Annotated in this window: 29 protein-coding genes; 12 read left to right on the top strand and 17 right to left on the bottom strand. The window is 56.1% G+C overall.

Going from position 1 to position 26655, the window contains the following annotated elements; genetic code table 11:
• The first annotated feature begins 137 nt into the window (after positions 1–137).
• Positions 138–3659 (top strand): indolepyruvate ferredoxin oxidoreductase family protein, encoded by a 3522-nt coding sequence (locus ABDK11_RS11350; protein ID WP_346836623.1) that lies wholly within the window; start codon positions 138–140, stop codon positions 3657–3659.
• Between the two features lie 91 nt (positions 3660–3750).
• On the opposite strand, the gene ABDK11_RS11345 is transcribed toward ABDK11_RS11350, so the two are convergent.
• Positions 3751–4434 (bottom strand): ChrR family anti-sigma-E factor, encoded by a 684-nt coding sequence (locus ABDK11_RS11345; RefSeq protein WP_346836622.1) that lies wholly within the window; start codon positions 4432–4434, stop codon positions 3751–3753.
• 6 nt (positions 4435–4440) lie between these two features.
• Positions 4441–5019 carry a sigma-70 family RNA polymerase sigma factor gene (locus ABDK11_RS11340; RefSeq protein WP_346836621.1) on the bottom strand — a complete coding sequence of 193 codons (579 nt, stop codon included), beginning with the start codon at positions 5017–5019 and terminating at the stop codon, positions 4441–4443.
• 220 nt (positions 5020–5239) lie between these two features.
• On the opposite strand from ABDK11_RS11340, the gene ABDK11_RS11335 reads away from it, so the two are divergent.
• The 10 genes from ABDK11_RS11335 to ABDK11_RS11290 all read left to right on the top strand — a co-directional run bounded on the left by ABDK11_RS11335 (position 5240) and on the right by ABDK11_RS11290 (position 14071).
• Positions 5240–5665, top strand: a complete 426-nt coding sequence (locus tag ABDK11_RS11335; RefSeq protein WP_346836620.1) for a nuclear transport factor 2 family protein — start codon at positions 5240–5242, stop codon at positions 5663–5665.
• 3 nt (positions 5666–5668) lie between these two features.
• Positions 5669–6445 carry an SDR family NAD(P)-dependent oxidoreductase gene (locus ABDK11_RS11330; RefSeq protein WP_346836619.1) on the top strand — a complete coding sequence of 259 codons (777 nt, stop codon included), beginning with the start codon at positions 5669–5671 and terminating at the stop codon, positions 6443–6445.
• Entirely contained in the window at positions 6445–7776 is a 1332-nt protein-coding gene (locus tag ABDK11_RS11325) for an FAD-dependent oxidoreductase (protein ID WP_346836618.1), read from the top strand. Before ABDK11_RS11330 ends, ABDK11_RS11325 begins: the two co-directional genes overlap by 1 nt.
• Entirely contained in the window at positions 7751–8530 is a 780-nt protein-coding gene (locus tag ABDK11_RS11320; RefSeq protein WP_346836617.1) for a DUF1365 domain-containing protein, read from the top strand. Before ABDK11_RS11325 ends, ABDK11_RS11320 begins: the two co-directional genes overlap by 26 nt.
• Positions 8527–9789 carry a cyclopropane-fatty-acyl-phospholipid synthase family protein gene (locus ABDK11_RS11315; protein WP_346836616.1) on the top strand — a complete coding sequence of 421 codons (1263 nt, stop codon included), beginning with the start codon at positions 8527–8529 and terminating at the stop codon, positions 9787–9789. Before ABDK11_RS11320 ends, ABDK11_RS11315 begins: the two co-directional genes overlap by 4 nt.
• A gap of 21 nt (positions 9790–9810) precedes the next feature.
• Positions 9811–10326 (top strand): DUF2878 domain-containing protein, encoded by a 516-nt coding sequence (locus ABDK11_RS11310; RefSeq protein ID WP_346836615.1) that lies wholly within the window; start codon positions 9811–9813, stop codon positions 10324–10326.
• Positions 10319–11044: a hypothetical protein gene (locus ABDK11_RS11305; protein ID WP_346836614.1), complete on the top strand. Its 726-nt coding sequence runs from the start codon at positions 10319–10321 to the stop codon at positions 11042–11044. The genes ABDK11_RS11310 and ABDK11_RS11305 overlap by 8 nt, the downstream gene beginning before the upstream one ends.
• Before the next feature lie 203 nt (positions 11045–11247).
• Positions 11248–11643, top strand: a complete 396-nt coding sequence (locus ABDK11_RS11300) for a glycine zipper family protein (RefSeq protein WP_346836613.1) — start codon at positions 11248–11250, stop codon at positions 11641–11643.
• 296 nt (positions 11644–11939) lie between these two features.
• Positions 11940–13049 carry an L-dopachrome tautomerase-related protein gene (locus ABDK11_RS11295; protein WP_346836612.1) on the top strand — a complete coding sequence of 370 codons (1110 nt, stop codon included), beginning with the start codon at positions 11940–11942 and terminating at the stop codon, positions 13047–13049.
• 317 nt (positions 13050–13366) lie between these two features.
• Positions 13367–14071 carry a hypothetical protein gene (locus ABDK11_RS11290; protein WP_346836611.1) on the top strand — a complete coding sequence of 235 codons (705 nt, stop codon included), beginning with the start codon at positions 13367–13369 and terminating at the stop codon, positions 14069–14071.
• 66 nt (positions 14072–14137) lie between these two features.
• Here the strand turns inward: ABDK11_RS11290 and ABDK11_RS11285 are convergent, their stop codons facing one another.
• The gene (locus ABDK11_RS11285) at positions 14138–14605 is read right to left on the bottom strand and encodes a nuclear transport factor 2 family protein (protein ID WP_346836610.1); all 468 of its coding nucleotides are present in this window, start codon (positions 14603–14605) and stop codon (positions 14138–14140) included.
• A 159-nt stretch (positions 14606–14764) separates the two neighbouring features.
• Here ABDK11_RS11285 and ABDK11_RS11280 point away from each other — a divergent pair, with 159 nt between their 5' ends.
• Entirely contained in the window at positions 14765–15733 is a 969-nt protein-coding gene (locus ABDK11_RS11280) for an IS30 family transposase (protein ID WP_346836609.1), read from the top strand.
• 387 nt (positions 15734–16120) lie between these two features.
• Here the strand turns inward: ABDK11_RS11280 and cyoD are convergent, their stop codons facing one another.
• The 14 genes from cyoD to ABDK11_RS11210 all read right to left on the bottom strand — a co-directional run bounded on the left by cyoD (position 16121) and on the right by ABDK11_RS11210 (position 26570).
• Entirely contained in the window at positions 16121–16438 is a 318-nt protein-coding gene (cyoD, locus tag ABDK11_RS11275) for a cytochrome o ubiquinol oxidase subunit IV (RefSeq protein WP_346836608.1), read from the bottom strand.
• Complete coding sequence (gene cyoC / locus ABDK11_RS11270; RefSeq protein WP_346836607.1) at positions 16435–17037, bottom strand: cytochrome o ubiquinol oxidase subunit III; 603 nt, start codon at positions 17035–17037, stop codon at positions 16435–16437. Before cyoC ends, cyoD begins: the two co-directional genes overlap by 4 nt.
• Positions 17034–19028 carry a cytochrome o ubiquinol oxidase subunit I gene (cyoB, locus tag ABDK11_RS11265; protein WP_346836606.1) on the bottom strand — a complete coding sequence of 665 codons (1995 nt, stop codon included), beginning with the start codon at positions 19026–19028 and terminating at the stop codon, positions 17034–17036. Before cyoB ends, cyoC begins: the two co-directional genes overlap by 4 nt.
• 3 nt (positions 19029–19031) lie before the next feature.
• Positions 19032–19835 carry a ubiquinol oxidase subunit II gene (gene cyoA / locus ABDK11_RS11260; RefSeq protein WP_346836605.1) on the bottom strand — a complete coding sequence of 268 codons (804 nt, stop codon included), beginning with the start codon at positions 19833–19835 and terminating at the stop codon, positions 19032–19034.
• 124 nt (positions 19836–19959) lie between these two features.
• Positions 19960–20508, bottom strand: coding sequence for a pyridoxamine 5'-phosphate oxidase family protein (locus tag ABDK11_RS11255; protein WP_346836604.1), 549 nt, complete (start codon positions 20506–20508; stop codon positions 19960–19962).
• A gap of 82 nt (positions 20509–20590) precedes the next feature.
• Complete coding sequence (locus tag ABDK11_RS11250; protein ID WP_346836603.1) at positions 20591–21199, bottom strand: helix-turn-helix transcriptional regulator; 609 nt, start codon at positions 21197–21199, stop codon at positions 20591–20593.
• 223 nt (positions 21200–21422) lie between these two features.
• A complete protein-coding gene (locus ABDK11_RS11245; RefSeq protein ID WP_346836602.1) occupies positions 21423–21974 on the bottom strand; it encodes a hypothetical protein in 552 nt (183 codons plus the stop codon).
• A gap of 509 nt (positions 21975–22483) precedes the next feature.
• A complete protein-coding gene (locus tag ABDK11_RS11240; RefSeq protein ID WP_346836601.1) occupies positions 22484–22651 on the bottom strand; it encodes a hypothetical protein in 168 nt (55 codons plus the stop codon).
• A 351-nt stretch (positions 22652–23002) separates the two neighbouring features.
• Complete coding sequence (locus ABDK11_RS11235; RefSeq protein WP_346836600.1) at positions 23003–24025, bottom strand: hypothetical protein; 1023 nt, start codon at positions 24023–24025, stop codon at positions 23003–23005.
• A 154-nt stretch (positions 24026–24179) separates the two neighbouring features.
• On the bottom strand, positions 24180–24404 hold the full coding sequence (locus tag ABDK11_RS11230) for a hypothetical protein (protein WP_346836599.1): 225 nt from the start codon (positions 24402–24404) through the stop codon (positions 24180–24182).
• A 366-nt stretch (positions 24405–24770) separates the two neighbouring features.
• Complete coding sequence (locus ABDK11_RS11225) at positions 24771–25103, bottom strand: hypothetical protein (RefSeq protein ID WP_346836598.1); 333 nt, start codon at positions 25101–25103, stop codon at positions 24771–24773.
• Between the two features lie 95 nt (positions 25104–25198).
• The gene (locus ABDK11_RS11220; protein WP_346836597.1) at positions 25199–25567 is read right to left on the bottom strand and encodes a VOC family protein; all 369 of its coding nucleotides are present in this window, start codon (positions 25565–25567) and stop codon (positions 25199–25201) included.
• A 251-nt stretch (positions 25568–25818) separates the two neighbouring features.
• Positions 25819–26154, bottom strand: a complete 336-nt coding sequence (locus ABDK11_RS11215) for a DUF6404 family protein (protein ID WP_346836596.1) — start codon at positions 26152–26154, stop codon at positions 25819–25821.
• 35 nt (positions 26155–26189) lie between these two features.
• Positions 26190–26570 carry a hypothetical protein gene (locus ABDK11_RS11210; RefSeq protein WP_346836595.1) on the bottom strand — a complete coding sequence of 127 codons (381 nt, stop codon included), beginning with the start codon at positions 26568–26570 and terminating at the stop codon, positions 26190–26192.
• Positions 26571–26655 lie beyond the last annotated feature (85 nt).

Here is a 26655-nt window from a genome sequence, read left to right as displayed (position 1 = left end):
GATTTGTTGCTGGCACCACTCTTACAGTGGTGACTTGTGTCGCTATTATGCCTGATCGATGGCTATTTTGGTATGACCTGCTTCGCGGCGCAGTGTTAATTTTACTGCAGATTAAAAAGTACAAGCAGGTGGTACCCATGGCGATGGTAGAAGGCGATCAGGAGCTGGGCTTCGATCGCGATTATTCTCTCAGGTCTGCATTTACCCGCGATGCCGGACGCGTCTTCCTGACCGGAATCGATGCTCTGGTCCGGTTGCCAATCATGCAGAAGCGCCTCGACGAGCGCGCCGGCCTCAATACGGCTGGCTACATCTCCGGTTACCGCGGCTCGCCGCTGGGCGGCTATGACCAGGCGCTGTGGCGCCACAAGAAGCTGCTGGCCGAGCGCGACATCCATTTCGAACCGGGTATCAACGAAGATCTGGGTGCCACCAACATCTGGGGTACCCAGCTGCTTGACCACTACCGCCAGCAGGCCACCCGAGACGGGGTCTTCTCCATCTGGTACGGCAAAGGCCACGGTGTGGATCGCAGTGCCGATGTTTTCCGTCAGGCCAATGTGCAGGGCACCTCAAAGCTGGGCGGTGTTTTGGCCCTGTGTGGCGACGACCACACCGCTGAATCCTCGATGTTCTCCCATAACACCGATCAGATCTTCGAGTCGGTGATGATGCCGCTGCTGTTCCCGGCCGATATCGAAGAATACCTGACACTGGGCCTGGCGGGGATTGCGCTGTCGCGCTTTTCCGGCCTGTGGGTGGGCTTCAAGGCGATTACCGAGACGGTCGAGGCCGGCGCCTCCATCCTGGTGCCGGAGCTGCCGCAGTTCACCATTCCGCAAGATTTCCCCATTCCCGCCCACGGCCTCAACTACGACCCGCACCTCAACTGGCCCGCAGAGCGCCTCGAATACGAGCGCCGCATGCTGGAAGAGCGCCTGCCGGCCGCCACGGCCTTCGCCTACGCCAACAAGCTGGACAAGACCATCGTCGCCGCGCCGCAGAAGCGGTTCGGCATCGTCACCGTGGGCAAGGCGCACGGCGACCTGCTGGAGGCGCTGGAGCTGCTGAACCTGACCGAGCGCGATCTGGAGCAGGCCGGTATCTCCATCTTCAAGGTGGCCATGACCTGGCCGCTGGAGCCCTGCGGTATCAGCGCATTCGCCGAGGGGATGGAGCGCCTGCTGGTGGTCGAGGAAAAGCGCCCGCTGGTGGAAGACCAGTTGAAGAACCTGCTCTACGGTTGGTCCGACGGCGCCCGTCCGAAAGTGGTGGGCAAGAAAGACCTGAATGGTGACGACCTGCTGCCGGCGGTGTGGGGCTTCGGGCCGGACAAGGTGGCCAAGGCCATGGCCCGCTGGCTGGCGGATACCGAGCTGGCGGCACAACTGATCCCGTTGGCGGAGAAACTCGGCGCCGCTGTCCCCGGCAAGGCTTCCGGCCTGCTGGCGCGCGAACCGATTTTCTGTGCCGGCTGCCCGCACAACACCTCCACCAAACTGCCGGAAGGCAGTCTCGGCAGTGCCGGCATCGGCTGCCATATCATGGCGCTGGGCAAGGGCCTGCGCACCGACACCTTCTCCCATATGGGTGGCGAGGGTGCCCAGTGGGTGGGGCTGCACCGCTTCTCCAGTGCCGAGCATATCTTCCAGAACATGGGTGATGGTACCTACAACCACTCGGGCCTGCTGGCGATCCGCCAGGCGGTGGCGGCCAAGGTCAATATTACCTACAAGATCCTGCTCAACGACGCCGTGGCCATGACCGGCGGCCAGCCCGCCGAGGGCGAGGTCACTGCGCCCAGCCTGGCGGCGCAGCTGCTGGCCGAGGGCGTCGGCAGCGTCGTGCTGCTGAGCGAAAACCCGGACTACTGGCACAAGCACCGCAGCCAGCTGCCGGCGGCGGTGGAAATCCTGTCCCGCGACCAGCTGGATGCGGTGCAGCGCCGCCTGCGCGAGACCCCCGGGGTTACCGCCATCATTTACGAGCAGGTGTGTGCGGCGGAGAAGCGTCGCCGGCGCAAAAAGAAACAGATGGTCGATCCGGCTCAGCGCCTGCTGATCAACCACCGCGTGTGTGAAGGTTGTGGCGACTGCAGCGTGCAGTCCAGTTGTATCGCGGTGGAGCCGCTGGAGACCGAATTCGGTCGCAAGCGCCAGGTGAACCAGTCGAGCTGTAACAAGGACATGCGCTGTGCCGACGGCTTCTGCCCCAGTTTCGTGACCGTAGAGGGCGGCGAACTGAAAAAGCCGCCGGTGCAGTCGCTGGCGCAGTCCCTGGACGCGGCCATCGCCGGCCTGCCGGCCGCGCCGCAGGCTGACCTGGATCAGCCGCTCAGCATTCTCGTCGCCGGTATCGGCGGCAGCGGTGTCCTGACTGTGGCCGCACTACTGGGTATGGCCGCGCACCTGGAAGAGAAGGGCAGCACCACGCTGTATTTCACCGGTCTGTCGCAGAAAAACGGCGCCGTGGTGGCGCACGTCAAAGTGGCAGCCAAGCCGGATAACATCACCACCGCGCGTATTCGCGATGGCGCGGCGGAGCTGCTGCTGGGCTGCGATATGGTCACCGCGGCCGGCCAGCGCACCAAATTTGCCACCGGCAAGATGCGCGCGCTGGTCAACACTGCCGAAGTGCCGGTGGCGGCCTTCGTGCGCAATAACGAACTGGCTTTCCCGGCGGATGCCACCGAACAGAGCATCGAGTCGCTCAGTGCCGAGTACTTCGCCTTTGACGCGAACAAGTACGCCCAGGCGCTGTTCGGCGATACGGTCGCCAGCAACCTGATGGTCATGGGCTACGCCTGCCAGCAGGGCCTGTTGCCGATCGGTGAAGCGGCGCTGGAGCGCGCCATCGAGCTCAACGGCGTGGCGGTAGAGACCAACCTGCGCGCCTTCCGCGCCGGGCGGCTGCTGGCGGTGAATCCGCAGGCGATCGAACAGCTGGCGGTGCCGGCGCAGCCGGTCAAGCTGGTGGAGCCGCAGGAAGGGGTCGAGCAGCTGCTCGTGCGCCTGTCCTCGGAGCTGACCGGATACCAGAGCGCGGCCTATGCGGGCCATTTCACCCGCGCTATCGAGCGTCTGCACAATGCGGAGAAAGCGCTCGGCGGCGACGGTGAGCTGACCCGTACAGCCGCGCGCAGCCTGCACAAGGCCATGGCTTACAAGGATGAGTACGAGGTGGCGCGCCTCTACAGCGGTGCGGACTTCCAGCGCCAGCTGCGCGAGACCTTCACCGGCAGTTACAAACTGAAATTCCATATGGCGCCGCCGCTGATGGCGCGCCCGGATGCCGCTGGCAAGGTCAAGAAAATGGTATTCGGCCCCTGGATGGGCAAGCTGATGCCGCTGCTGGCCAAGGGTAAAGTGTTGCGCGGTACCGTGTTCGACCTGTTCGGATACACCCGCGAGCGCCGTATCGAGCGCAGCTGGGCGCGGCAGGTGGAGCGCGCGGTCAGTGCCGTGGCGGCATCCCTGAATGACGAAAACCTGGCGGCAGCGCGGGAACTGCTGGAGCTACCATTGCAGGTGCGCGGTTACGGCCACGTGCGTGCGGAAAAGTTCGCTGCAGTGCGCGAGCGCTGGAATCAACTGCTGAACGAAATCGACGGCGGCGATGGTGAACGTGAGGCGGACGCGGCGCTGGCCGTGGAGGCCTGAAGCGTCGACGTCCGAAGCTGAGCAACAGGAAAAAAATAGCGGGGCAAATGCCCCGCTTCGTCATTGGGCCATAAGACCCCAATCGAGCAGCTCAACTCGGACGAAAGGACAGAAAGGGGTTTACCAGCCAGCCAATCACGCCGGTTACTGCTACTGGCGCTTCCAGCACGGACAGGCACAGGCACTCCCGGTCCTGAGTGGCGATCGGCCGGTGTACTTCACCGGGCTCGCGCACCAGGAAATCTCCCGGGGTGTAGACGCCATCGGCGTCGGAAAAACTGCCGTGCAGAACCAGTACAATCTCCTGCCCGCGGTGGTCGTGTTCGGCCGTGCGGCCGCCGGCGCCGATACGGTGAAAGGAGACCTCGTAGCGATCCTGCCCGGTTTTCAGGCGCGACATCTTCAGCGCCGGAGAAACCCGCTTCCACTTCAGCGGCCAGCTGTTGCTCACCAGTTTGCCGATCACTTTCGGCAGGTTGGTCAGCGCCGGATCCTTGACCGGGGGGTCCACCTTTGCGGCTTCTTGCACCTGAGGCGCCGGTTGTTCCTCTCCGTGCTCGATACGGCCGAACAGGCGTTGCAGTGCATCGTCGGCGATGGGTTGCGGTTCACCGTGCTCCAGTAACTGGCCGCCAACGCGGTTGAGGTTGTCCCGCTGCTGGCGGCACTGCGGGCACAGCTGCAGGTGGGCGGACACCGCCAGGCCCACGGCCCAGGGCAGATTACCGGCTGCGTATTCGAGCAACATGTTTTGGTCGGGATGGTGGCGAATCATTGTGCGCTACCTGTTCAAACTTGCTTGTAACTTCTTCAGGGCCAGCCGCACGCGGGATTTCACGGTACCCAGCGGCAGCCCCAGTTCGACTGAAATTTCACTGTGGGATTTCCCTTCCATATAGGCCTTCTTCACCACGTGGCACTGTTCCGCCGGCAGGTTGCGCAGCCCTTCGGCGATGTCGCGCTCATCGCGTGCCTGCTGCAGAAACAGCAGAGGCTGGCTGTCCGGTGATTCGTCCCAGATATCATCCACTTGGATATCGCGATCGATATCCCGGTGCCGGTTGCCACGACGCAACATATCGATCCGGCAGTTGCGCATGATGGTGTAAACCCATGTGCTGGCGGAGGCCTTGGCAGCATCGAAGCTCGGCGCCTTGCGCCAGACGCGAAACATGACCTCCTGCACCAGCTCGTCGGCCGCCTCGGCACTCAGTGCCTGGGTGTTACGGCTGTGATGAAAGCCTTTGATCAGTGGCGCAAAGTGGCGAAACAGCTGCTCAAAAGCGGCGCGGTCGCGCTGAGAGCCGACTAGCCTGAGCAGCGTACTCCAGTCATCATCTCGGTTTTCGGTAGCCTGCAAGGTACTGTCACCGCTTGTGTTTGGTGGTTTTTGCGCCATCTTAGCGATCTTTGCCTGTCTTTCGAACCCTTTTACGCAGGGGTTGGGCTATTGGATCTCTAATAGGGGGAAAATTTCCGTGAATTGGCCCGGGGCAGTGATACAGGCCGCCGGCATGTGATCCGCCTATGTAGCGGGGGCGTAAAAAGCGGCAGTGACATTTACAGCAAGGAAAGGGCGTATGAGCGGCCTGATTGGGGAGTTACAGCAGTATTACGAGGAGTACCTTGCCGCCGATCCGGCGATGCTCGGGCACTTCTATCAGGATGACGTGGTCTTCCGCGATCCCTTGCACCAGATAGAGGGACTGGGTGCCCTGCAGCGCTACTTTGCCGCGATGCGCGAGGATTTGCTCGAGTGTCGCTTTGAGTTTTCTCCCGGCGTGATCGGCGACACCAGCGCCTGTCTGCCCTGGGACATGCATTATGCGCACCGTCGCCTCAACGGCGGGGCGCTGCTGACCCTGCGCGGCTGCAGCCTGTTGCAATTCGGCCAACGTATCCGCTACCACGAAGATTTCTATGACCTGGGCGCGATGGTCTACGAGCGTATCCCTGTGGTTGGTGCTCTGGTACGCGGGATCAAGAACCGCCTGACGGGAGAATAAGCGGTGGGCTCTATTCGAGAGAAGACGGTGTGGATCACCGGTGCCAGTTCCGGAATCGGCCGTGCGCTGGCATTGCAGCTGGCGGAACAGGGCAATTTCGTCATTGCCAGCAGCCGCGGCCGCGAGGCCCTGGCGGAGCTGCAGAAGGTTTCGCCGCAGCGTATACGGACCCTCGACTGCGACGTCGGGAACGACGAGAACATGGCGCTTGCGGCGGCGCGGTTGGCGGAGATGACCGACCAGCTGGATCTGGTGATCGCCTGTGCCGGTACCTGTGAATACGATGACGACCTGCATCTCGACAGCGCCAGCTACCGCCGCGTGTTCGATGCCAACTTTTTCGGTGTGGTGAATACGCTGCGCGTGGCGATGCCGCTGCTGGCCAACAGCGCGCAACCGGCGTTCGCCGCCGTTGGCAGCCTGTCTTCGGTAGTGGGCATGCCACGCGCTGAAGCCTATGGTGCTTCCAAGGCCGCGCTCGGGTACTTTCTCGACGCGGTGCGCGCGGACGCTTCCCACCTGCCGCTGCGCATCGTGCATATCCGCCCGGGCTTTATCGATACGCCGCTCACCGAACGCAACGATTTTTCCATGCCCTTTATGATGACCCCGGAGCAGGCCGCCGCGCGGATCGAACGCGGCCTGGCGCGGGGCCATGCAACCATCGATTTCCCGCGTCGCCTGAGCTGGCCGCTGCGGCTGCTCGGCTTCCTGCGCCCGCTGTGGTTTCGCTTCTGCGCGCCGCGGATCACCCGAATTCACTCCCTGAGGAAACCCTGATGCGTATTGCCATCGTCGGCAGCGGCATATCCGGCCTGACCGCCGCCTATCTGCTGAACCGCCGCCACGATATCACCCTGTTTGAGGCCGCCGATCGGCTCGGCGGCCACACTGCGACCGTGGATGTCGAGGAGCACGGCCGTGTTCTGGCCATTGATACCGGTTTTATCGTATTCAACGACTGGACCTATCCCAATTTCATTCGCCTGATGGATCAGTTGGGCGTCGATTCACAGGCGACGGACATGGGCTTCAGTGTCTGTGACGAATCGAGCGCGTTCGAATATGCCGGCAACAACCTCAACAGCCTGTTTGCGCGTCGCCGCAGCCTGGTCAGTGCCGGCCACTGGCGCATGCTGCGGGACATCGTACGCTTCAATCGCGAGTCGGTGCGTGACTGGCGCGGCGGTGCGCTGGCCGGGGGCCTGTCACTGGGTGACTATTTGCAGCAACGGGGCTACTCGCCGGAATTCTGCCAGCGCTACCTGGTACCGATGGGCTCGGCAATCTGGTCGGCGAGCACGGCGCAGATGCGTGACTTTTCCGCCGAGTTCTTTGTGCGGTTTTTTTATAACCACGGCCTGCTGAATGTTTTCAACCGGCCCCAGTGGCGGGTGATCCGCGGCGGTTCGCGGGAATATATCGCGCCGCTGGTGAAATCTTTCGCCGACCGCATCCGGCTGTCTACGCCGGTGCAACAGGTGCGCCGCAACCGCGATGGTGTGGCAGTAACCACCGCCCGCGGCGAGGAGCAGTTCGATGCACTGGTGTTCGCCTGCCACTCGGACCAGGCGCTCGCCTGCCTGGGCGATGCCAGTGCAGAGGAGCGGCGGTTGCTCGGCGCCATTCCCTATGCGCGCAACTCGGTGGTGCTGCACACGGACACCGGCCTGTTGCCGCGCCGCCGGCGCAGCTGGGCAAGCTGGAACTACCGTTTGCAGCCCGGTGCCGACCAGCCGCCAGTGTTGACCTACAACATGAATATCCTGCAGCGTCTGCAGAGCGAGCAGACTTATTGTGTTACCGTCAATGCACCGGAGGCGATAGACCCGCGCAAGGTAATCGCCAGTTTTGAATACGCCCACCCGCAGTTTTCCGTTGCTGGCACTGAGGCGCAGGCCAAGTGGCAGAGTATCAACGGCGTCAATCGCACCTGGTTCTGCGGCGCCTATTGGGCTAATGGTTTCCACGAGGACGGCGTCAACAGCGCGCTGCGTGTTGCCGCAGCGCTGGGCATAACATTGGATGACGACGCCGGCGCCGCGCCCGCGGCGAAAGAAGCTGGCTCGCGGACAGAACAGGAGGTTGCCGTTGCAGAGCGCCATCTATAGCGGCTGGGTCAGTCACCAGCGCTTGTCACCGCGCGCGCACGGTTTTCGCTATCGGGTTTTTATGGTCTATCTGGATCTCGCGGAACTGGATCAGGTGCTTGGTACCAGCCCGTTTTGGTCGCTGTCGCGATGGGCTCCGGCGCGTTTCCGGCGCGAGGATTTCTTCGGTGATCCGTCCATCAGCCTGGATGAGGCAGTGCGCCGGCGTGTGGCAGAGCAGGGCGGTGAGCGGCCGGGCGGCCCGATTCGTATGCTCGCCAACTGGCGCTATTTTGGCGTGAACATGAATCCGCTCAGTGTTTACTATTGCTTCGACGACAGTGGCGAGCAGGTGCGCTGGATTCTGCTCGACGTGCACAACACGCCGTGGAACGAGCGTCACGGCTACCTGCTCGACTGCCGCGAGGGGGAAGCGTTGCAGCGTGCCGAATTCGACAAGGCATTTCATGTCTCGCCGTTTATGCCGATGGACCAGCAGTACCGCTGGCGTAGTAACACGCCGGGTGAAGCGCTGACAGCGCGGCTACAGAATTTCCAGGGTGACGAGCGAGTGTTCGAAGCGGTGCTGAGGTTGCAGCGGCAGGAAATATCCGCTGCCACCCTGCATCGTACATTGATCCGCTACCCGCTGATGACCGTAAAAGTGATCAGCGCTATTTACTGGCAGGCATTAAGGTTGTGGCTCAAACGCGTGCCGATTTTTTCACATCCGAAGTATCGCGTTCGGGTCGAAGCAGGAGCAAAACGCCGATGAAATCCGTTAACAATGCAATTACCGCACCCCCGGCGGCCGTCCGTCCAAACTGGCTCAGCCGCCTCGCGCGGCGCCTGGTACTGGGCAAGCTCGCCGCGATTCGCAGTGGCTGCCTGGCGGTGGAAGAGGGCAGTGAACGCTTTTTGTTCGGTGATACCGAAACCCCGGCAGTGCCGCGCGCCACCATCCGCGTGCACGATGACAACACCTATGTGCAGGTGTTATTGAATGGCACCATCGGCTCCGGCGAAGCCTATATGCAGGGCAGCTGGAGCTCGCCGGACCTGGTGGCAGTGATCCGCGTGATGGTCGCCAATATGGATCTGATTCAGGATCTGGATTCCCGCTGGAGCTTTGCGCACAAGGCCGTGCTCAAAGTGCTGCACACATTGAATGGCAACAGTCGCAGCGGCTCGCGCCGCAACATCGCCGCCCACTATGATCTGGGCAATGATTTCTTCCGGCTGTTCCTCGATCCCACCATGATGTATTCAGCCGCGGTATTTCCGCAAGCAGAGGCGACGCTGGAGCAGGCGTCAATGAACAAGCTGGAGCGCATCTGCCAGAAGCTGCGCCTGCAGCCGTCGGATCACCTGCTGGAAATCGGTACCGGCTGGGGTGGCATGGCGGTTTATGCGGCCAGGCATTATGGCTGCCAGGTAACCACCACCACCATTTCCCGCGAGCAGTACGAGTACGCCAAAGCCCTGGTGGCGCGCGAGGGTCTGGAGGACAAAATTACCCTGCTGCTACAGGACTATCGCGACCTCAGCGGGGAATACGACAAACTGGTTTCCATCGAAATGATCGAGGCGGTGGGCCACCGCTATTATCGCGAGTATTTCTCCCGCTGCAGCCGCCTGCTCAAGGATGACGGCCTGATGGTAATTCAGGCCATTACCATCCCGGATCAGCGTTTCGACAGCTACCGCAAGCAGGTGGATTTTATCCAGCGCTATATCTTCCCCGGCGGCTGCCTGCCCTCGAACCAGGTAATCGCGCAGCATATTGCCGAGGACACCGATATGCAGATAGTGGCGCTGGAGGATATCACGCGCCACTATGCGCAGACCCTGAACGCCTGGCGGCAGGCCTTCCGCGCCAGTATCGATACCGTGCGCCAGCAGGGCTTTGACCAGCGCTTTATCAATATGTGGGATTTCTACCTCTGCTATTGCGAGGGGGGCTTCCTGGAGCGGGTGATCAGTACGGCGCAGTTCGTCTTCGCCAAGCCCCGTTGCCCGAGTCCGGCGCTTTAAGGCGGCTTTCCGGTGGCATTGATGGGACGCACGCTCGCCAGCGCGCTCTTGTTCCAGCTGGCATGGTTTGTCTGCGTGCTGGTGCCGGCGCCCGGTATCGTCCTCGCTGTCACGGTGCTCAACCTTGCCGTGCACGCCCGGTTTCTCGATCGATCGGCGCGGCAGTGGCTGTGGCTGGCAGTGGTGTTTATTGCCGGGGCGGCGCTGGATACGATGCTGTTCCAGCTGGGAGTCCTGCAGAATCGCGATTTCGCGGCAGTGCCGCCGTTCTGGTTACTGTGCCTGTGGCTCAACTTTGCCGCGGCACTGCGTACCGCGTTTGCATTCCTGCAGCGCAACCTGTGGCTTGCGGCTGCGCTCGGTGCCCTGGCGGGCCCCGCCAGTTACCTGAGTGGCAGTCTGCTTAACGGCAGCGTGGACCTGCAGCGACCCCTGGCCGTGTCTCTCGCGGTACTGGCCGTAGTTTGGGCGCTGCTGCTCCCCCTGTTTGCCGGCCTCGCACGCCGGCCCTGTTTCCTTGGAGCCCGATGTGTTTAGCCTGATCGTTGCCGCGGCACTGAGCGGTTCCACCTGTGGTTACGATGGCCCGGCCCAGGTGATCGGGCGCGCTTACGCGCCTGAAAGCAAGTCGCTGGTCTACTGCGAATTATTCCTGCCAACCGAGGGCGACAAAACTACCGTCCTTTACTACAGCGCGCAGGGGCAGCGTATCGCGAAGAAGGTACTTTACGGGCCGGCCGGCCATGGTAGTGCCGGTACGCCGTTACCCCAGGTGGTGCAGAGGGATTTCCGTAGCGGCGAACAGCGTGAGGTGCGCCGGCAGGGTGATGCGTGGCTGCTGCGCTACCGGGCGAGCGGTACAGCGAACTGGGAACAGGAGCTGTTGGCGGCGCGCAAAGTCGATGTGATTGATGCCGGCTTCGATGCTTATGTGCGCGCGCACTGGCAGCAGCTGGAGGCGGGGCAGTCGCTGACATTCCAGTTTGCCTCGCCGCCCCACGGCCGCACGATCAAATTGCGTGCGCACCGTGTTGCCTGCGCCAGTGGCACGACACCCTCCCGCTCTGAACCCGCCACCCCGCCATTGTGCCTGCGGGTCGATCTCGCGCAGGCACTGTTGCGCCTGTTCGCCGGCAAGCTGTCCCTTGTGTACGACACCAAGACCCGCCGCCTGCTGCAGTTTCAGGGCGTGGTGAATCTGCTCGATGCCCGCGGCAAAACCCAGCGACTGCATCTGTTCTACGAGTACCGCTGAGAGTACCGCTGAAACCGGTTTCCCGCCTTCTGTGCCCATTCGCCCGAAGACTCTTCAGACCTGAAAGTCATGAATTTCCCTTGTCGCCGCTGGCGCACAACTCTACGAGCAACTAAACCTAATGATGAGTAAGGCGACAGCAGCTCCGAGCAGAATGGATACAGACGAGCGAGCGGCGTAGTAGATATCGAGAGGTGCGTCAAATGAGATTAGGTTTCCTGGCGACAATGGGGCTGTGCATGGCGACGCTGTTCGGCTGTGTCATGCAGCAGGAACAGGTGCCCGGGGCAGGGGGTATCATCATCGACACTTACGGCGTGAATATGCGGCAATACCAGATGGATCTGGCGGACTGCAGAAATCTGTCTGTTGTCGCGCGCAACGACCAGGGTCGCCGTGGCGTTACCCGGGCTGCCGGTGGCGCATTGCTGGGCGGCGCGCTGGGCGCGATTATCGGTGATTCCAGCAGTGCCGCCGCGGCCGGTGCCGGCGCCGGAGCACTGTTGGGTGGCGTGTCCGGTGTCACCAGTGCCAATGTGGAGGCAGACTACGTCACGAGAAACTGTCTGCAGGGTCGCGGATATCGCGTGTTAAATTGATCTTTTTTAAACATTGGTGGTCGAAGAGTTAACTGACCTGTTGATATTCGGCAATCTCACAGGAATTGGTCTGAGCCGGGTGCTAAACCCGGCTTTTTTTTATCTTTTTTATTCGCTCCGCAAAAATTGTGCTATGAGGTTATGGCCATCGGTAACTGCATTGCGCGATGCTGGCAAGTCCTCCCGGAAAAGAACGGTAACCGCCATCGACTTTGCGGATGCAGAGTTTTGCGGAGGCAGATTATAGTCGCTTTATTTCAGTCCATAATGCAGCGGACATAATTCGGCAGGCTGGTGTGAACCGTGATCGCTATGGAAATACTTGGAGAATGTCGATGAATATATCGCTGAAGTTGCTGTCCGCCGGTGTGGCAGCCCTTTTTATTGCTCAGGGTGTACTGGCAGCAGGGGCTCCAACGGAAAAGCCCCAGATGCGAATACCGCAAAAGGTCAGTGCGATTCGAGGGGTGCAAACCACCGGTATAGCCGTAACAGAAGCGGGCGACCTCTATACCAACGCGCCCAACTGGCGCGACGGCGTGCCATTCGCCGTCGCCAAAGTCGATCGGCAGAGCGGTCAATACAAGCCTTATCCGAATGCGGCGATGAACCGCTGCGTGGCTGATAGCATCGTGCGCGAGGACTGCTTCCTCGCAGTGCAGTCGGTCGTTGCCTACCAGGGCAAGCTTTACGTACTGGATACCAGGAATCCGAAGTTTCGCGGTGTGAAGGATGCGCCAAGAGTTTTCGTCTTCAATTTATCCGATAACCGCCTGGAGAGCACCTTGATCCTGACGGAAGGGAGTTACCACAGCGATTCCTATATCAATGATTTACGTATCGATGGTCCGAATCGGCGCATCTATATGACCGATTCCAATCACCCGGGATTGGTGGTGTTTGACCTGGCAAAAAACAAGAGCTATCGATTCCTCGATGACGACAAGAGCACAAGCGCCGAGGTCGATCATCTTATGATCGATGGGAAACCCTGGAACAATACCGTGCACAGTGACGGCATCGCCCTGGATCGGAAAAATGGCACCCTGTACTTTCACGCCCTGAGCGGATACACGCTCTATGCCATCGACACCAGGTACCTGGTTCCGGGCACTGACGCGGCCAAGCATGTGCGCAAAATCGCCACCACCAGTGCCCCGGACGGCATGATCATGGATGGCAACGGAAATCTCTATTTCGGCGATCTGGAAAAGCACGGTATCAACTATCGCGATCCCAATGGCAAGATTCACCCGCTGGCGCAGGGGGAAAACGTAGGCTGGGCGGACTCATTCGCTATCCATGACGGTTGGCTCTATTACACCGATAGCCGCATTCACCAGGTTCGCGGTCCGGTTTCCGACATGGAATTCCCGATATACCGGGTGCGGATGCCGAAGCAATAGCACATGGGATCTGGATGTTCCGGAATGCACTCCACCCAGAGTGCAGGCGCAGAGCCTGCCTGCGGACCAGCCGGAGTGAAACCGGGACTGACACTCAATGAAAAGCTGGATGGGATTGCTGTCGAGTCCTGAATGACCAGAGCGTGAAGGCTGCGAATGCACATTGGCCGGCAGCTTGGCCGGTCAGGGCAGGGAGGTGTGCGAGACGAAGGTTGCCCGATCCCACAAAGGGGGCGCAGCTAACGCCGCCAGCGCAGCCAAGCAACCTATGGTACATTGCGCGCCGTATCACCACCCCTCCACAGCGAGCTCATGCGATGAAACCCTGGATCGAACTCGGCACTGCCCAAATTCCCAACAACGGCGGGACGCTCAAATTGCGTCAGCGCGACCAGGAATTCTCCATCAGCTTGTCTGGTCCCCGTGGCGAATTGATGAACAGCCGCGCTTTCAACAGTGAACAACAGCTATCGGTGCTGGGTTGCGCGCACTTGAAGAATCGCAACAAGGCGCGGGTCGTGGTCGGCGGTATGGGCATGGGTTACACACTGGCGGCGGCGCTCGCGGCACTGCCATCCTCTGCCGAGGTTATCGTGGCCGACCTGATCCCGGAAGTGGTGGAGTGGAACCGCGGCCCCCTGGGAGAATGCGCCGGCCGGCCACTGGATGACAGCCGCGTCGCTGTGCATATCGGCGATGTGGCCGAGCTGCTGGTGCAGCGCGACGAAGGCTACGACGCGGTGTTACTGGATGTCGACAATGGCCCCGAGGGGCTGACGCACAGCGACAACAACTGGCTGTACTCCATCGATGGCACCGGCTGTATCTACGAGAGCCTCGCGCCGGGCGGTGTCCTGGCGGTGTGGTCGGCGGGGCCGGATACGACCTACGTGGGCCGGCTCAAGAAGGCCGGCTTCCGGGTTGAAGTCAAGACAGTCCGCGAGCGCCCCGGCAAGGGCGCGCGACACACGATATTCCTGGCGAAGAAGGAAGCGGTGCAAGGCGGCAAAAAGTCGCGCTGATGCGGTGTGCAGAGCGTTATACCAGCGATAGCGCTGGTATAACGCATTTCTGCTATCGGAGCGGAATTACCCGGAAGTTTTCTTGGTATCCATCGGTCTCGGGGTTGTCTGTGATGAGGCGAGTTTCCAGCCCTGCTCGGTTTTGATTGCACTCAGCCCCTCAGTCATTTGCAACTTTCTTGGGCCCATCGAAAATGTGATGACCTGGGAGATAAATGCGACGTCGCCATTCTGGCGTACTTTTACGTCTGTAATGGTGAACGTTGGTGAGGGGATTTTCTTCTCCGGTGCATAGAAGTCTATAAATTCTTCTCGCTCATCTACTTCGCCTTTGGGTGATATTTCCACGAATTGATGTGTCGTGATTGACTCAAGCAGGGATTGATCAAACGTGGTTTGTGCTTTTACGTAGGATTTCGCGAGCGCTTTAAGCTGGTCGATATCCGCCGCTTCTTTTGATAGTCCGGGAAGGCTTAAAAATGTACCGAGAAGAGCCAGCACCGTTAGCGAGATAGCTTTCATAGTATCGTTCATAGCATCGTTCTCTTTTATGTTGGCGATAGAAGATTTAAAAATTTCTATAATCTGAAATCATGAGTTTTGAATTACGCGGTTTCGGATAATAAGTGCAATTGGTAAGAGAGAGGCCAGCTGGTAGAGTCGGCGCTTCTCCCCGCCAAGAGAAAAGCACTGATGAGCTACAACCAGCTGACCGAGAACGAACGATACCAGATTTATAGTCTGAAGAAAGCCGGGCACTCGCAAATAGAGATTGCCGAACTTCTGGAAAGGCATCCCTCTACGATCTGTCGAGAGCTGCGTCGCAACAAAGGGCTACGAGGGTACCGGCCCGGGCAAGCTCAAAAGCTGTCGAATGTTAGACGGTATGGGGCCCACAAGGCTCGGAAGGTGACGGACGAGGTACGTGATCAGATTGAAACGCTGCTCCGGCAGGAGTTAAGCCCGCAGCAGGTAGCAGATTATCTGAAACGGTGTACGGGTATTTCCTTACATCATGAGACAATTTATCAGCTGATCTATGCCGACAAGGCTCATGGCGGCGATTTGTATACGCATCTGCGAGTAGCGTCAAAGCCCTACCGCAAGCGTTACGGCAGCAACGATCAACGCGGCAAGATCAAGAACAGAGTGAGTATTGATGAACGCCCTGAGGTTGTTGACCTGGGTAACCGAATTGGCGACTGGGAAGGCGATACAGTCATCGGCAAAGGCCGCAAAGGTGCGCTATTGACCCTGGTAGAGCGCAAATCGCTGTATACGGTCATTGTGTTGCTGACGGGCAAGAGAGCCGACTTGCTCGCCGCTGCAGCGGTTGCGCATATGGTACACCTTAAGGAGAAAGTCAAAACAATCACGTTCGACAATGGCCTTGAGTTTGCCGGTCATGAAGAGATCGCGAAAGGACTGGAGGCGGATATTTACTTTGCCCATCCCTATGCATCATGGGAGCGTGGAATCAATGAAAATACCAATGGTCTTATTCGGCAATATTTCCCGAAGGGAACGGACTTCAGTACGGTATCGGATGAGCAGGTTCAGTTTGTCATGGACCGCCTGAACAGCAGACCAAGAGCGACCAGGGGTGGACGATCGCCAAATGAGCTATTTATGGGGCGGCGGGACGATTTGCTCGCTGCATGAAGAAATTGCAGTTATTACTTGAAACCGCGTTATACGAACAGACTGGTTTACACAATTTCCAATCCTGCCAGGCATCCATTGAAATTGGCTCTATAGTTCCAGGTTTTCACGATAGCCACTACCTCCACTATCCCATATCGGGAAATGGTTTTTAACCGTGCAAGAGCTGTTAGCTTCCCCTATTGAAAACCGTTGACCGAAAATATCATTCACCTTGTCGAGTGCGTGGCTGAATAGACCCGGTATTGCCGAGCCGCTGCTGGTCAGCACTAGCGCCGGGCTGCAGTAGCGGCACATGCCCCGACTTGTTTTTTTCTACGGGAAAAAGTCATCGGATATTCGATTCCGGAGTTCTGGGTGAGAGTAGGGGATTGGTTCCAGTGTGGGTCAGGCCCACATCCGATAGTAAAGATTGAGCATGATCCACAGGCTACCGCCGATCATGATCAGGATAAGAACCGCGGCGAAAGCGATGGCCAGCAGCCTCTCCGGTGGCGTGGTGCGCAGCCGCAGGTGCAGGAAGTAGCGCAGGTGAATCAGCACCTGGATAATTGCGGCAGCGCTGATTGCGATCAGAGCTGCTTGTAGGGACAGCGCGCCGGAGGCCGCAATGCCGAAGGGAATGGCAGTCAGCACCAGCGCCAGCACATAGCCGGACATATAGGACCGCAGCGTGCGGCCGCCAGCCGCCTTGGAGCGTTTCATTGCAGTATCCCCGGCAGGTATACAACGGAAAAGATCCCGATCCACACAATATCCAGGAAATGCCAGAACAGCCCGAGCCGTTCCAGGCGTGAGCTTACCGGCTGGCTCAGCCCCTTTACCACCACCTGGACCACCATCACCACAATAAACACCAGCCCGGCGCTCACGTGCAGCCCGTGGGTACTGACCAGGGTAAAGAAGGCGGACAGGAATCCGCTGCGGCCCGGCCCCGCACCCTGCGCGATCATGTCGTGGAACTCGTGCACTTCCATTGCCACGAAACCCAGGCCCAATAAGAAAGTCACTGCCAGCCAGGCCAGTACCCAGCGGCGTTTGCCGGCATCAAGCGCCAGTGAGGCGAGGCCGAAGGTCAGGCTGCTGGTCAGTAACATCAGCGTTTCACCGAAGGTGTGGGGCAGGCTGAACAGGTCGCGACCCGCCGGCCCGCCGCCGGTGTCGTTGGCCATGATCTGGTAGGTGGCGAATAGCAACGCGAAGATGATCGCGTCGCTCATCAGGTAAAGCCAGAAGCCGAAAGCCCGTTCCTCGTAGGCCTCGGCATCCGGCAGCAGGGCGCTGTTGTCGCTGGCCGAACTCACACTGCGCCCTCCCTGGCCAGATTGCGGAAATGGCGGTTTTCGATTTGCTGCACCTCGCTGGCGGGGATGCAGATTTCGGTCTTGTCGCGAAAGCTGCGTGCGGCGGCGGTGAGCAGGATGCCCAGCAGGGTTGCGGCGGCCGCCCACCAGATATGCCACACCGCGGCAAAGCCGAAATAGAACGCGAAGCCGCCGATCAGCACACCGGCACCGGTGTTTTGCGGCAGCAGAATATCGTGATACCGCTTGGGCCTGATATGGGCGGAACCATGCCGCTTCATATCATGCAGGGCGTCGATATCCCGCACCTGCGGCAGGATGGCGAAGTTGTAGGGAGCGGGCGGCGAAGCGGTCAGCCACTCGAGAGTGCGTCCGTCCCAGGGATCGCCGGTCAGGTCCCGGTTATGTTCGCGGTCGCGAATGCTGACGACCAGCTGGATCACCAGGCAGGTAATACCGGCAAGGATGACCACAGCACCGAGGGCCGCTATCACAAGGAGAGGCTGCCAGGCGGCGACTTCGTAGCGCTCCATACGCCGCGCCATGCCCATAAAGCCGAGCACGTACAGCGGCATAAAAGCGATGTAAAAACCGATGATCCAGCACCAGAAGGCGCGCTTGCCCCAGCGCTCGCTCAGGGTGAAGCCAAAGGCCTTGGGAAACCAGAACATATAGCCGGCCAGGTAGCCGAACAGCGCACCGGGAATCAGCATATTGTGGAAGTGCGCCACCAGGAAGGTCGAATTGTGCATCAGGTAGTCCGCCGGCGGCAGCGCCAGCAGCACGCCGGTCATACCGCCGATCACGAAGGTGACGATAAACCCGAGCGCCCACAGCATCGACGGGTGGAAGGTAATGCGCCCGCGGAACAGGGTCATCAGCCAGTCGAAGACCTTCACCCCGGTGGGAACGGCGATCACCATGGTGGCGATACCGAAAAACGCATTGACCCCGGCGCCGGCCCCCATGGTGAAGAAATGGTGCAGCCACACAGTGAAAGACAACAGCGCAATCGCCATGGTCGCGTACACCAGGGACTTGTAGCCGAACAGGCGCTTGGCCGCAAACGTAGAAACCACGCTGGAATAGATACCAAAGGCCGGCAGTATCAGGATATAGACTTCCGGGTGCCCCCAGATCCAGAAGAGGTTGATGTAGTTCATCAGGTTGCCGCCGTCGGCATTGGTGAAAAAGTGCATCCCGAAAATGCGGTCCAGGGCCAGCAGCGCGGTCGTCACGGTCAGGGCCGGAAAGGCAAAGATCATCAGGATGCTGGTGGCCAGCGTGGTCCAGCAAAAGAGGGGCATACGCATCAGTTTCATGCCCGGCGCGCGCCGCTTGAGTATGGTGACGATAAAGTTGATACCCGAGAGGGTAGTGCCGATACCGCTCACCTGGATCGCCCAGATCCAGTAATCCACGCCCACACCGGGGTTGTACTGCAGGCCGGAGTAGGGCGGATAGCCGGTCCACCCGGCGGTGGAAAAGCGGCCGACCACCAGCGAGATCAGCACCAGGCCGGCCCCGGCGGCAGTGAGCCACAGACTGACGGAATTCATAAACGGAAAGGCAACGTCGCGCGCACCGATCTGCTGGGGGACAACGATATTGATCAGCCCGGTCAGGAACGGCATCGCCATAAAAAAGATCATGATAGTGCCGTGGGAACTGAATATCTGGTCGAAATGCTGGGCCGGCAGGTAGCCGTTGGAATTGAGCGCCACCGCCTGCTGGGCGCGCATCATGATGGCATCGACAAAGCCACGCACCAGCATTACCAGGGCAAGTATGACGTACAGGATGCCGATGCGCTTGTGGTCGAGGCTGGTCATCCACTCGGTCCACACGTAGCGCCATTTACCGAGTACGGTGATCGTGCCGACGATGGTCAGCAGGCCAAGCAGGGTGACAATAGCGCCACCCACGGCGACCCAGCTGTAAAAGGGCAGGGCATCTGCGGCAGTCAGCCGTCCCAGGATCCGCATATCCATAACTTATTCCGGATGTTTGCCGCCATATTTCGCGACAATACTGTCGTACAGCCGCGGAGCGACCCCGGAATAATAGCTGACAGGGTGGTCGACACTGGGCGCAGCCAGCGCCCGGTAGCTAGTCTGGTCGAGTTTCTGGGGGGACTTCCTGGCCCTGGACAGCCAGGCATCGAACTCGGTCCGGGTCAGGGCCCGCACCGCGAAGCGTTGCTCGGGGAAACCGTGGCCGCTGTACTGCATATTGCGGCCGCGGAAACAGCCGGGCTTGTCGGCCTGCAGGTGCAGGCGTGTCTGCATACCTGCCATGGCGTAGATCTGCCCGCCCAGCGCCGGAATAAAGAAAGAGTTCATCACCGTATCGGACGTGATCTTCAGGCTCAGGGGGCGGCTGCTGGGAAACGCCAGCTCGTTGACCGACGCGACTCCCAGATCGGGATAGATAAACAGCCACTTCCAGTCCTGGGCGATCGCCTCTACCTCTAGGGGTGGAGCGTCGGTGGCCAGTGGCCGGTAGGGGTCGAGCCTGTGGGTTTCGGTCCACAGCAGGTAGCCCAGCACCATCACGATCAGCGCCGGCACCAACCAGATGACCGCATCCACTTTGCCGGAATAGTACCAGTTGGGCGTATAGCGTCCGCGGCCACCGGATGCCCGGTAGCGCCAGGCAAACAGGAAGGTCATCACGAAGACCGGTATCACCACGATCAGCATGATGAAAACCGCGGTGAACAGCAGGTCGCGCTCGGCGATGGCCACGGGGCCTGCAGGGTGCAGAATTGGCGCGCGAATCAGGTTGCAGGCATCCACTGGCTATATCGCTTGAGCAATCCTTCGAGGGGCTTACTCCAGCCTAGTAAAGATGATTTTGCCGCAGGTGGCTACCCGGAGCCTGGCGTTGTCTATTCAGTAGTGGCAAAGCTGGCGCAGATCCTTACGTTCCCGCAACCCACTTGCCGATGGGTGAGTGCTCGACATTGCGCGCGATCGTATCGCCGTTCCACAAGCCTGAAAATCCCAAAGCCCTCGGGCATTGACTGTAAGATTCATGAACGGATATTTTTATCGCCTGTAATATTTTCGCTTTTTCGTCAGGCGTATAGACCTCCAGGCCCAGTGCCTCAAATTCCGGGTTGCCTGCTCTCAAAATTGAAACGGCCCCGTTCACTCGCGCCGTCGCGTTTATGCCCGGGATAAAAAATACGAGGCCAACTTTAGGGTTTGATTCAAAGTTTTCATAAGACTGAAACAGCTTGTTTCCGGCCACATCAGGGAGCAGCAACTCTGTTTCAGATAATACCTTTACAAACCCCGGCAACCCCCCTTTGGGAGATGCATCGCAATTACCCGATTTGTCGCTCGTCGACATCACCAAAAAGGGTGAGTTTCTGATAAAGTCCATTATCCACGGCACCATATGATCTCTTACTTTCGATGCCGCTCTCTCTGAAGGGTTACCAAACAACTGTTGTGACTGATTCATCGATTTTCCCTATTAAAACCCGCCCCGCAGCTGGTCCCCGGGGGCGAGGTCACTATATCGCGTTTTTTATTGAGCCTAAGAGCTAGTTCTGTGGTGTAACCTGGATTTCAATGGGTACTCCGTCTGCGGCGATAAACTTAATCCCGGCTGATTTATTAAACTCCGTCAGTAATATCGGGCTTGCTACATTGACATAACCCAACTTCTCCTTAAATTCATAGACCCGGGTTTTTAAGCGAATCTGGTTCTCCGGGGTCTGTTCTGCAGAGATATCAATTTTGAGCCTATTCTCAACACGCATTTCGCTGTGATCACCTTCTTCATTCAGAAGATGGATGGATGCCAGCTGCTCATTATTTGAGCTTGCCTCTACCTTGAGCATGATGGGTGATGCCGAGGACAAGGATGCATACAGAAGAGACGCCGCGCCTAACGCAAACATTGCGGCGATATATCTCTTACCGAGTTTTTCCAGTGAAAACTTCTGTGTTTCCTGAATCAGCAGATCTTCAGGCCTGATCGAAAAGGCCGCAGAAAGTGATTTCACGGACTCATGCGAGGCATTTCCGCTCTTTTCAATCCTCTGTATGGTCCTCAAACTCACTGATGCGATGTCAGCCAGTTGTTGTTGACTCCAGGCCCGGGTAGCTCTCAAGCTGGTTATTTTTTGTGCGTTTACTTTCACTTCCACATTTCTGTCCTCTGAAAATTGAGGTCATATTTTCAGTGGATCAGCCTTAATTGGTTACGACACCTTTGTGACACCTGTACGCATTGTGTATGACATGGCCCGATAACCCCGGATTCGGGGCGGTGTACAGTACACATCACCTCTGTGCAAATGGCGGAGTGATAACCGCGCACAGAGGTGCGTATTTTATGATGTCTACCAGAGCACTTGGCTATATTCTAATCTATTCTGGGTATAGACGATTGAGCTTTCTGGTAATTTCTTTTTTATTGATTATCGGATTTCTAGCACCCGAATAGTCTATACAGAAAGACCTGTTGTATCGCTCGCCCTGAGTATGATCTATCCCACAAGCATGAACAAATTTATACCACTGCACTTTAATTGTATCCAGGTCTGGCCAGTCGCAATCCCAGTCAAATGATACATTATCGATTATGGTTTTCCCGTTTCTTTTTAGTGTTATATATCCACCGGGATTACCCATGCATCGACCACGGCTCTGAGAATCTTGAAATTTTATCTGAGTGGTATAGGAATACTTTCCAAGCTTGCATGATTGTTCAATATTTTTCCCGTAGTGAAGGTTCGACTTCTCCTTGATCGCCTTCATCACCTCAGGTTTTATACCATCCATAAAGATATTGCTAATACCTGTGGCCCGTATTTCAAGATAACCGGCCTCTTCAATACAGGTAATACCTGCAAAACGATGATAAGAGTCTGCATGGGCAATTGCGGTAATAAAAGTCAAGAGCGCAAGAATTAGTCGCATGGTGAGTTCCTTCTCCTATATGAAAAACGGTATCTGGGGTGGTAGATGGAGCGAGGCGGAAGAGTATCTAATACTCAGGATTTAATGCAATGCTTGATTCAGTACGATTGAAATACTGCTGACGATTGCTGTTACCTATCCACGTCAAGATGCTCTGAGTGCTGAGGAGTTAGCACGAATAGAAATACTGAAATCAAAAGTAGTGCCGGCGCCATAAATGGCGCTTTCCAAACAGGGCTGAGAATGCTGCAGTGGCCATGGCGATGCCCAATGCGCTGTACAGAAACGAGAAAAACAGGTCGTGAGACGATGATGATGCCTTCACGCTAAAATCTCTGGAAGGTATGACAAGTCAACAGGGGAGGGGGATAAACACAACATCCTTCTTGTCTCTACGGTCAACAATGACTTCTCCTGTGGGTTTCCCATCAGGCGTACCATTGGGTAATTTTCTGTGCTTTCCAGATGGCGTATTCACAAGTATCCATCGTGGTTTTTGCTGCTTTCAGCTATATGAGTGCTGCTACAGCACGCCCCACAGAAATCCCGGATACAAAAATAAAAATTCCACAAAAAATAGCACCCAAAACCAATAAGGCTCTCTTTTCATGTTCTTTATTGTTAGCCCACCAATCTTTTAATGACTCTTTCAATGATTCTTTCACAGTTTCTCTCACACACTCTCTCCTTGTCTTGTGAGCGGCGTCGTGCCATAACATGCGGTTTCAGCGTGTCTGGCTGGTGGGTTGGTTTTAAGGCCCTTTGCAGCCCGGAAGGGCGATAATATCCGCTTGCTAATTACTCGCATAGTCCTCCAATTCCCTTGGATAACCTATAGCAGTAAATGCCTGGTTGGCAATATGCCCGTGAAAATTTAAAGGGGGTTGTGCCCATCTTAATAATTTCATCAACCTTCTGTCATATTTTCGTATGGTTCGGCTGTGTCATAACCTCTAGAACACAGCTAAAACTATAGGGCAGAGGGAATTCTACGCCTGTAACTACGCCTGTTAAGTGGACTCCTCCCGTCAGTGATTTTTCTGAAGGTTCAGCGCGTTGAAAACAAAGCCAGATACTGAATAGGTGCTGCTATCTGTGGGGGCACAAATTTTTAGTTCGTTTTCAATAGTTGCAAAAGATGACTCTGCATATATTTCGCCGGTCTCTAAAGATTTTATGATAATTTTGTAGCTTTCTATTCCCAAGGCATCCGGAAGACCTGATGCCAAATCAATAGAGGTTACCGAGTAATTTGACTCTAGGTTTTTAATCGGTAAGCGTTTATTGGGTGCATTAGCGTAGATTCTAACAAAAGGTAATGTCGTTTCTTTTTCGCTATAGGGTGTTCTTTCTTCAAAGTCATAGTAACCACCACGAATATAACTAATTAAGGTCCCACCATGGGCGCCATACTTGTGGCCTGAAATGTCTCTGAAGTAGTTGCCGGGTATGTAGTCAATATAAACCCCTTTGATATTTCTGACGGGTTTGTATTGTCTTTCTTGAACTTTCGAGCATAGCGCCATAAAGTTCTTTTCGCGCTCTGAAAATATATGATAAATACTGCGGTTTCCCCAACAATAATAGGCCCCATAGATAAGTGTTAAAAAGATAATTGCTGAAATCAGTGAGGCCTGCCTATGAGATTCCTTAATTTTAGGTGTGGCTAATATCTCCCCCAGAAAAAGAGTGAAGAAGGAAAGTGTCCAGAGGAAATAGCCAGGGCCATAGGCGACAATTGCTTCATATGTAGGAGCTTCGCTGACTACTAACCTTTCCTTTTCCAGGAAAGATAAGGATAGGATTAAAGCTAGAACGGAAAATAAGATTGTTATTTTCCTTTTTTTGAATATAACAGCAACAAGATAAGCCGGGTTAGCTAGCCATGAAAAATAACCGGCCAAAAGCCCTAACCAACCTAGCAAGAGTAAGTTTGTAGATGATTGTGCTTTATATGTTTCGCTTGTATAAAAAGGGATGAATAGAAAACAGAACAGAAACAACGCCACACTTAAGTAGCGATGAGAATTTCTGGGGATATGAATTACCATTTTATTTTACTTGACGTCTACAACAGGGTAGATCAATTCCATGTTAATTTTGTACGGAATAGAGGGGGCAGCGATTCGCACAAAAATGCAAAATGTCGGGCATCCTGCGGAAAGGAAAAGCTCGGGGCATCGTTCTTGCGGAGGTAAAGCGGGCTCAAAAGATTGACATTATTGCCAGGCCTATCGCCGCTCCGGAAAACCAGAAAGAAGATTCATTCCAGTTTTTCAGTAGAAATATTGGCGCTGCTATCGGCGTAAATACCAGCATGCTAAGACCCCAGCCTGTGCCTTTCTGGAAGGCAAGGGTAAGAATCATAATAAAGCTAAACCCAAAGATGATAAGTCCAATTACATCAGCGGTGCTGGTAATAAATTCCATTCTTTCCTCCGATTATCCTTAACCGTATTTTTATCTGCAGAATTTTTTATGTTGGATTATAAATATATTCAAGTCTGAAATTAAGTTTACTTGGTTTACTTCCGAAAAAACTTGTCTAATATATAAGCGCCTAGGGGTCCGAGCGCCTCTTTAAGTGCTTTATCCATATTGGCACATATGTACGGATAAGATATATTCATTTTTATCGTTATGAGGGTACCAAATTTGAATTATCAAGTCGCGCTCAAGAGCAGCTTAATTTTCAGATTTTTCGCTAAAATACAATCGTCAGCGACCGCACACTATATGCACAAGCTAAGCTGTCCCGAGGAGGGTCGCAGGCCCGGAGAAAATTGCCCGGATTTGTTAAGAAAATGACCGCACGAGATCGACGGCCAAGCCCATGATTATTGTGGTTAGGCCAAGAATAAGTCCATACTTTATTCGATGGGCTTTTATATATGCCTTTTTACCTTCTTCAACAATCTCAGGATTTTCTGATTCCAGGAATTTTTTAGAGAGAACCCAGCTGTAAAGCGAAAGTGTATTCCCTAGATCCGTGAAGGAGAACCCCAGTGGCGCTCCAAGAGACTTCCAGGTCGCTGATTCTTCATTTCTTAAAAGAACAGCCAGGTTTGGAAATCGAATCTGAAAAACGCTAGCAACGAAAATCAGACATCCGAAAATAGTTACGATCATCTTTCACTATCCATTGCCTAACGTCCGCAGCCGCCGACGAGCCCGGACAACGGCGATTGACGGGTAGCTATTCTCGCGGGCATCCGCGGGGATAGTTAGTCAGGGGCATTCGCTCGCTCGTGTTGTAAAATATTAATGAGCTTTCCGAAAGGGTCGCGAACGTAGAAGCGCGTAACACCCCAGGGCTCGCTGACGGGCCCATACTCGATTGGAACCTTCGCCATCTTGAACTGTGACAATGCAGATTGGATGTCATCAACCTCGATGGATAGATCGGGGACAGGAGTCCCCGAGCCGCCCTCAGACCCGAAACTCACTTGAATAGTCATCGTTGCATCTGATCCGTATGTCTTGAACCAGCCGTGATCCATTAAGAGTTCAAGGCCCAGTATGTCCATATAAAAGGCCTTCGCTTTGCTGAGGTCAGATGTGGCCGTATTGGCCATAATGCGCTTAACTTTCATATTTTACCGCCTCTCTACGGAATTCTTCCGTATACGCCTGAGTTCTTTTCTTACCCATGGTACACCTCCATGTTAGGCCGAAACCTAACTATACAGGGTGTCTACTAAACGTGGGTAAGTCTTATGCATAACGCCGCAATCAGACGCGGCTTACTTTTTGTAATTTTTGCGCGACAATGGGAGCGTAGCGACCGTGCAAAAAGTGCACGAAGTAAGACGTCGGCTGCATTGCTTTGTTAGGCACATTGCTCTCATAGATCATCCCAACGCGGAAGATTTTTATCTGAGGCACGAGACCAATCGTATAGAGAAAATACAAGCGGAAGAATAATAACTGCGCCAACCCAAATTTTATAGTCGACACTTCGACCCAACAGCAGTGAAATTCCGATACCTGCAGAAAACGGCAAAAATAGTTGGAGCAAGTACCGTAAATGGTTGTATGAAATTGACGCATAAGCCGGGTGCTTTACCTCAAACCCAAGATTTGCAAGAAATCTCACATAACGTGGGACCAATGACTTTTTTTCAATGCCATTTTTGACAAGAAAATCAGCGGCCTTTTTGTATTTTTCTAAACTATTCATTGCTTACCGCCTAACGCCGCGGCTGCATTGCATTGTTAGCTCTGTATCAGTGGGCATGGGCTTTCTAATTTCGACTCAATCAGCGTGGCGACCTCTTTGAGATCTTTATTTATATTGGTATATGCAGATTCATTTTTGTAAATGTAACTTTTCAGAGGAACTTTATTTTCCTCTACCTCACGCGATATGTCAGAGTATAAATCAACTAGGAAACACTCCAGACCTTCTTTCTCACTTATATGCTTTTTTATTGCGCTAGTACGATAAAAGCGCACGAAATCAACTAACACATTTCTTCTAGCTCCCTCATAGATTGCGACTTCTCTCTTCTCTGCAATATCCAGGTTTACCATATAGGTAGCTGCCCCACCTAAAAGGAGGCCAGATAGAAATGTAAAGGATATTGCGTATCTCATAAATCACTACTTGGTGAGCTAACGCCCGGCTTTGGGGCGGACTTGGAGCCGCAAAGCGGCGGAAAGGCCGTCCCAGCCCCAAAGG

Source organism: Microbulbifer sp. SAOS-129_SWC, from assembly GCF_039696035.1.
Classification (GTDB): domain Bacteria; phylum Pseudomonadota; class Gammaproteobacteria; order Pseudomonadales; family Cellvibrionaceae; genus Microbulbifer.
This window is presented reverse-complemented; position numbering and strand designations above follow the sequence as displayed.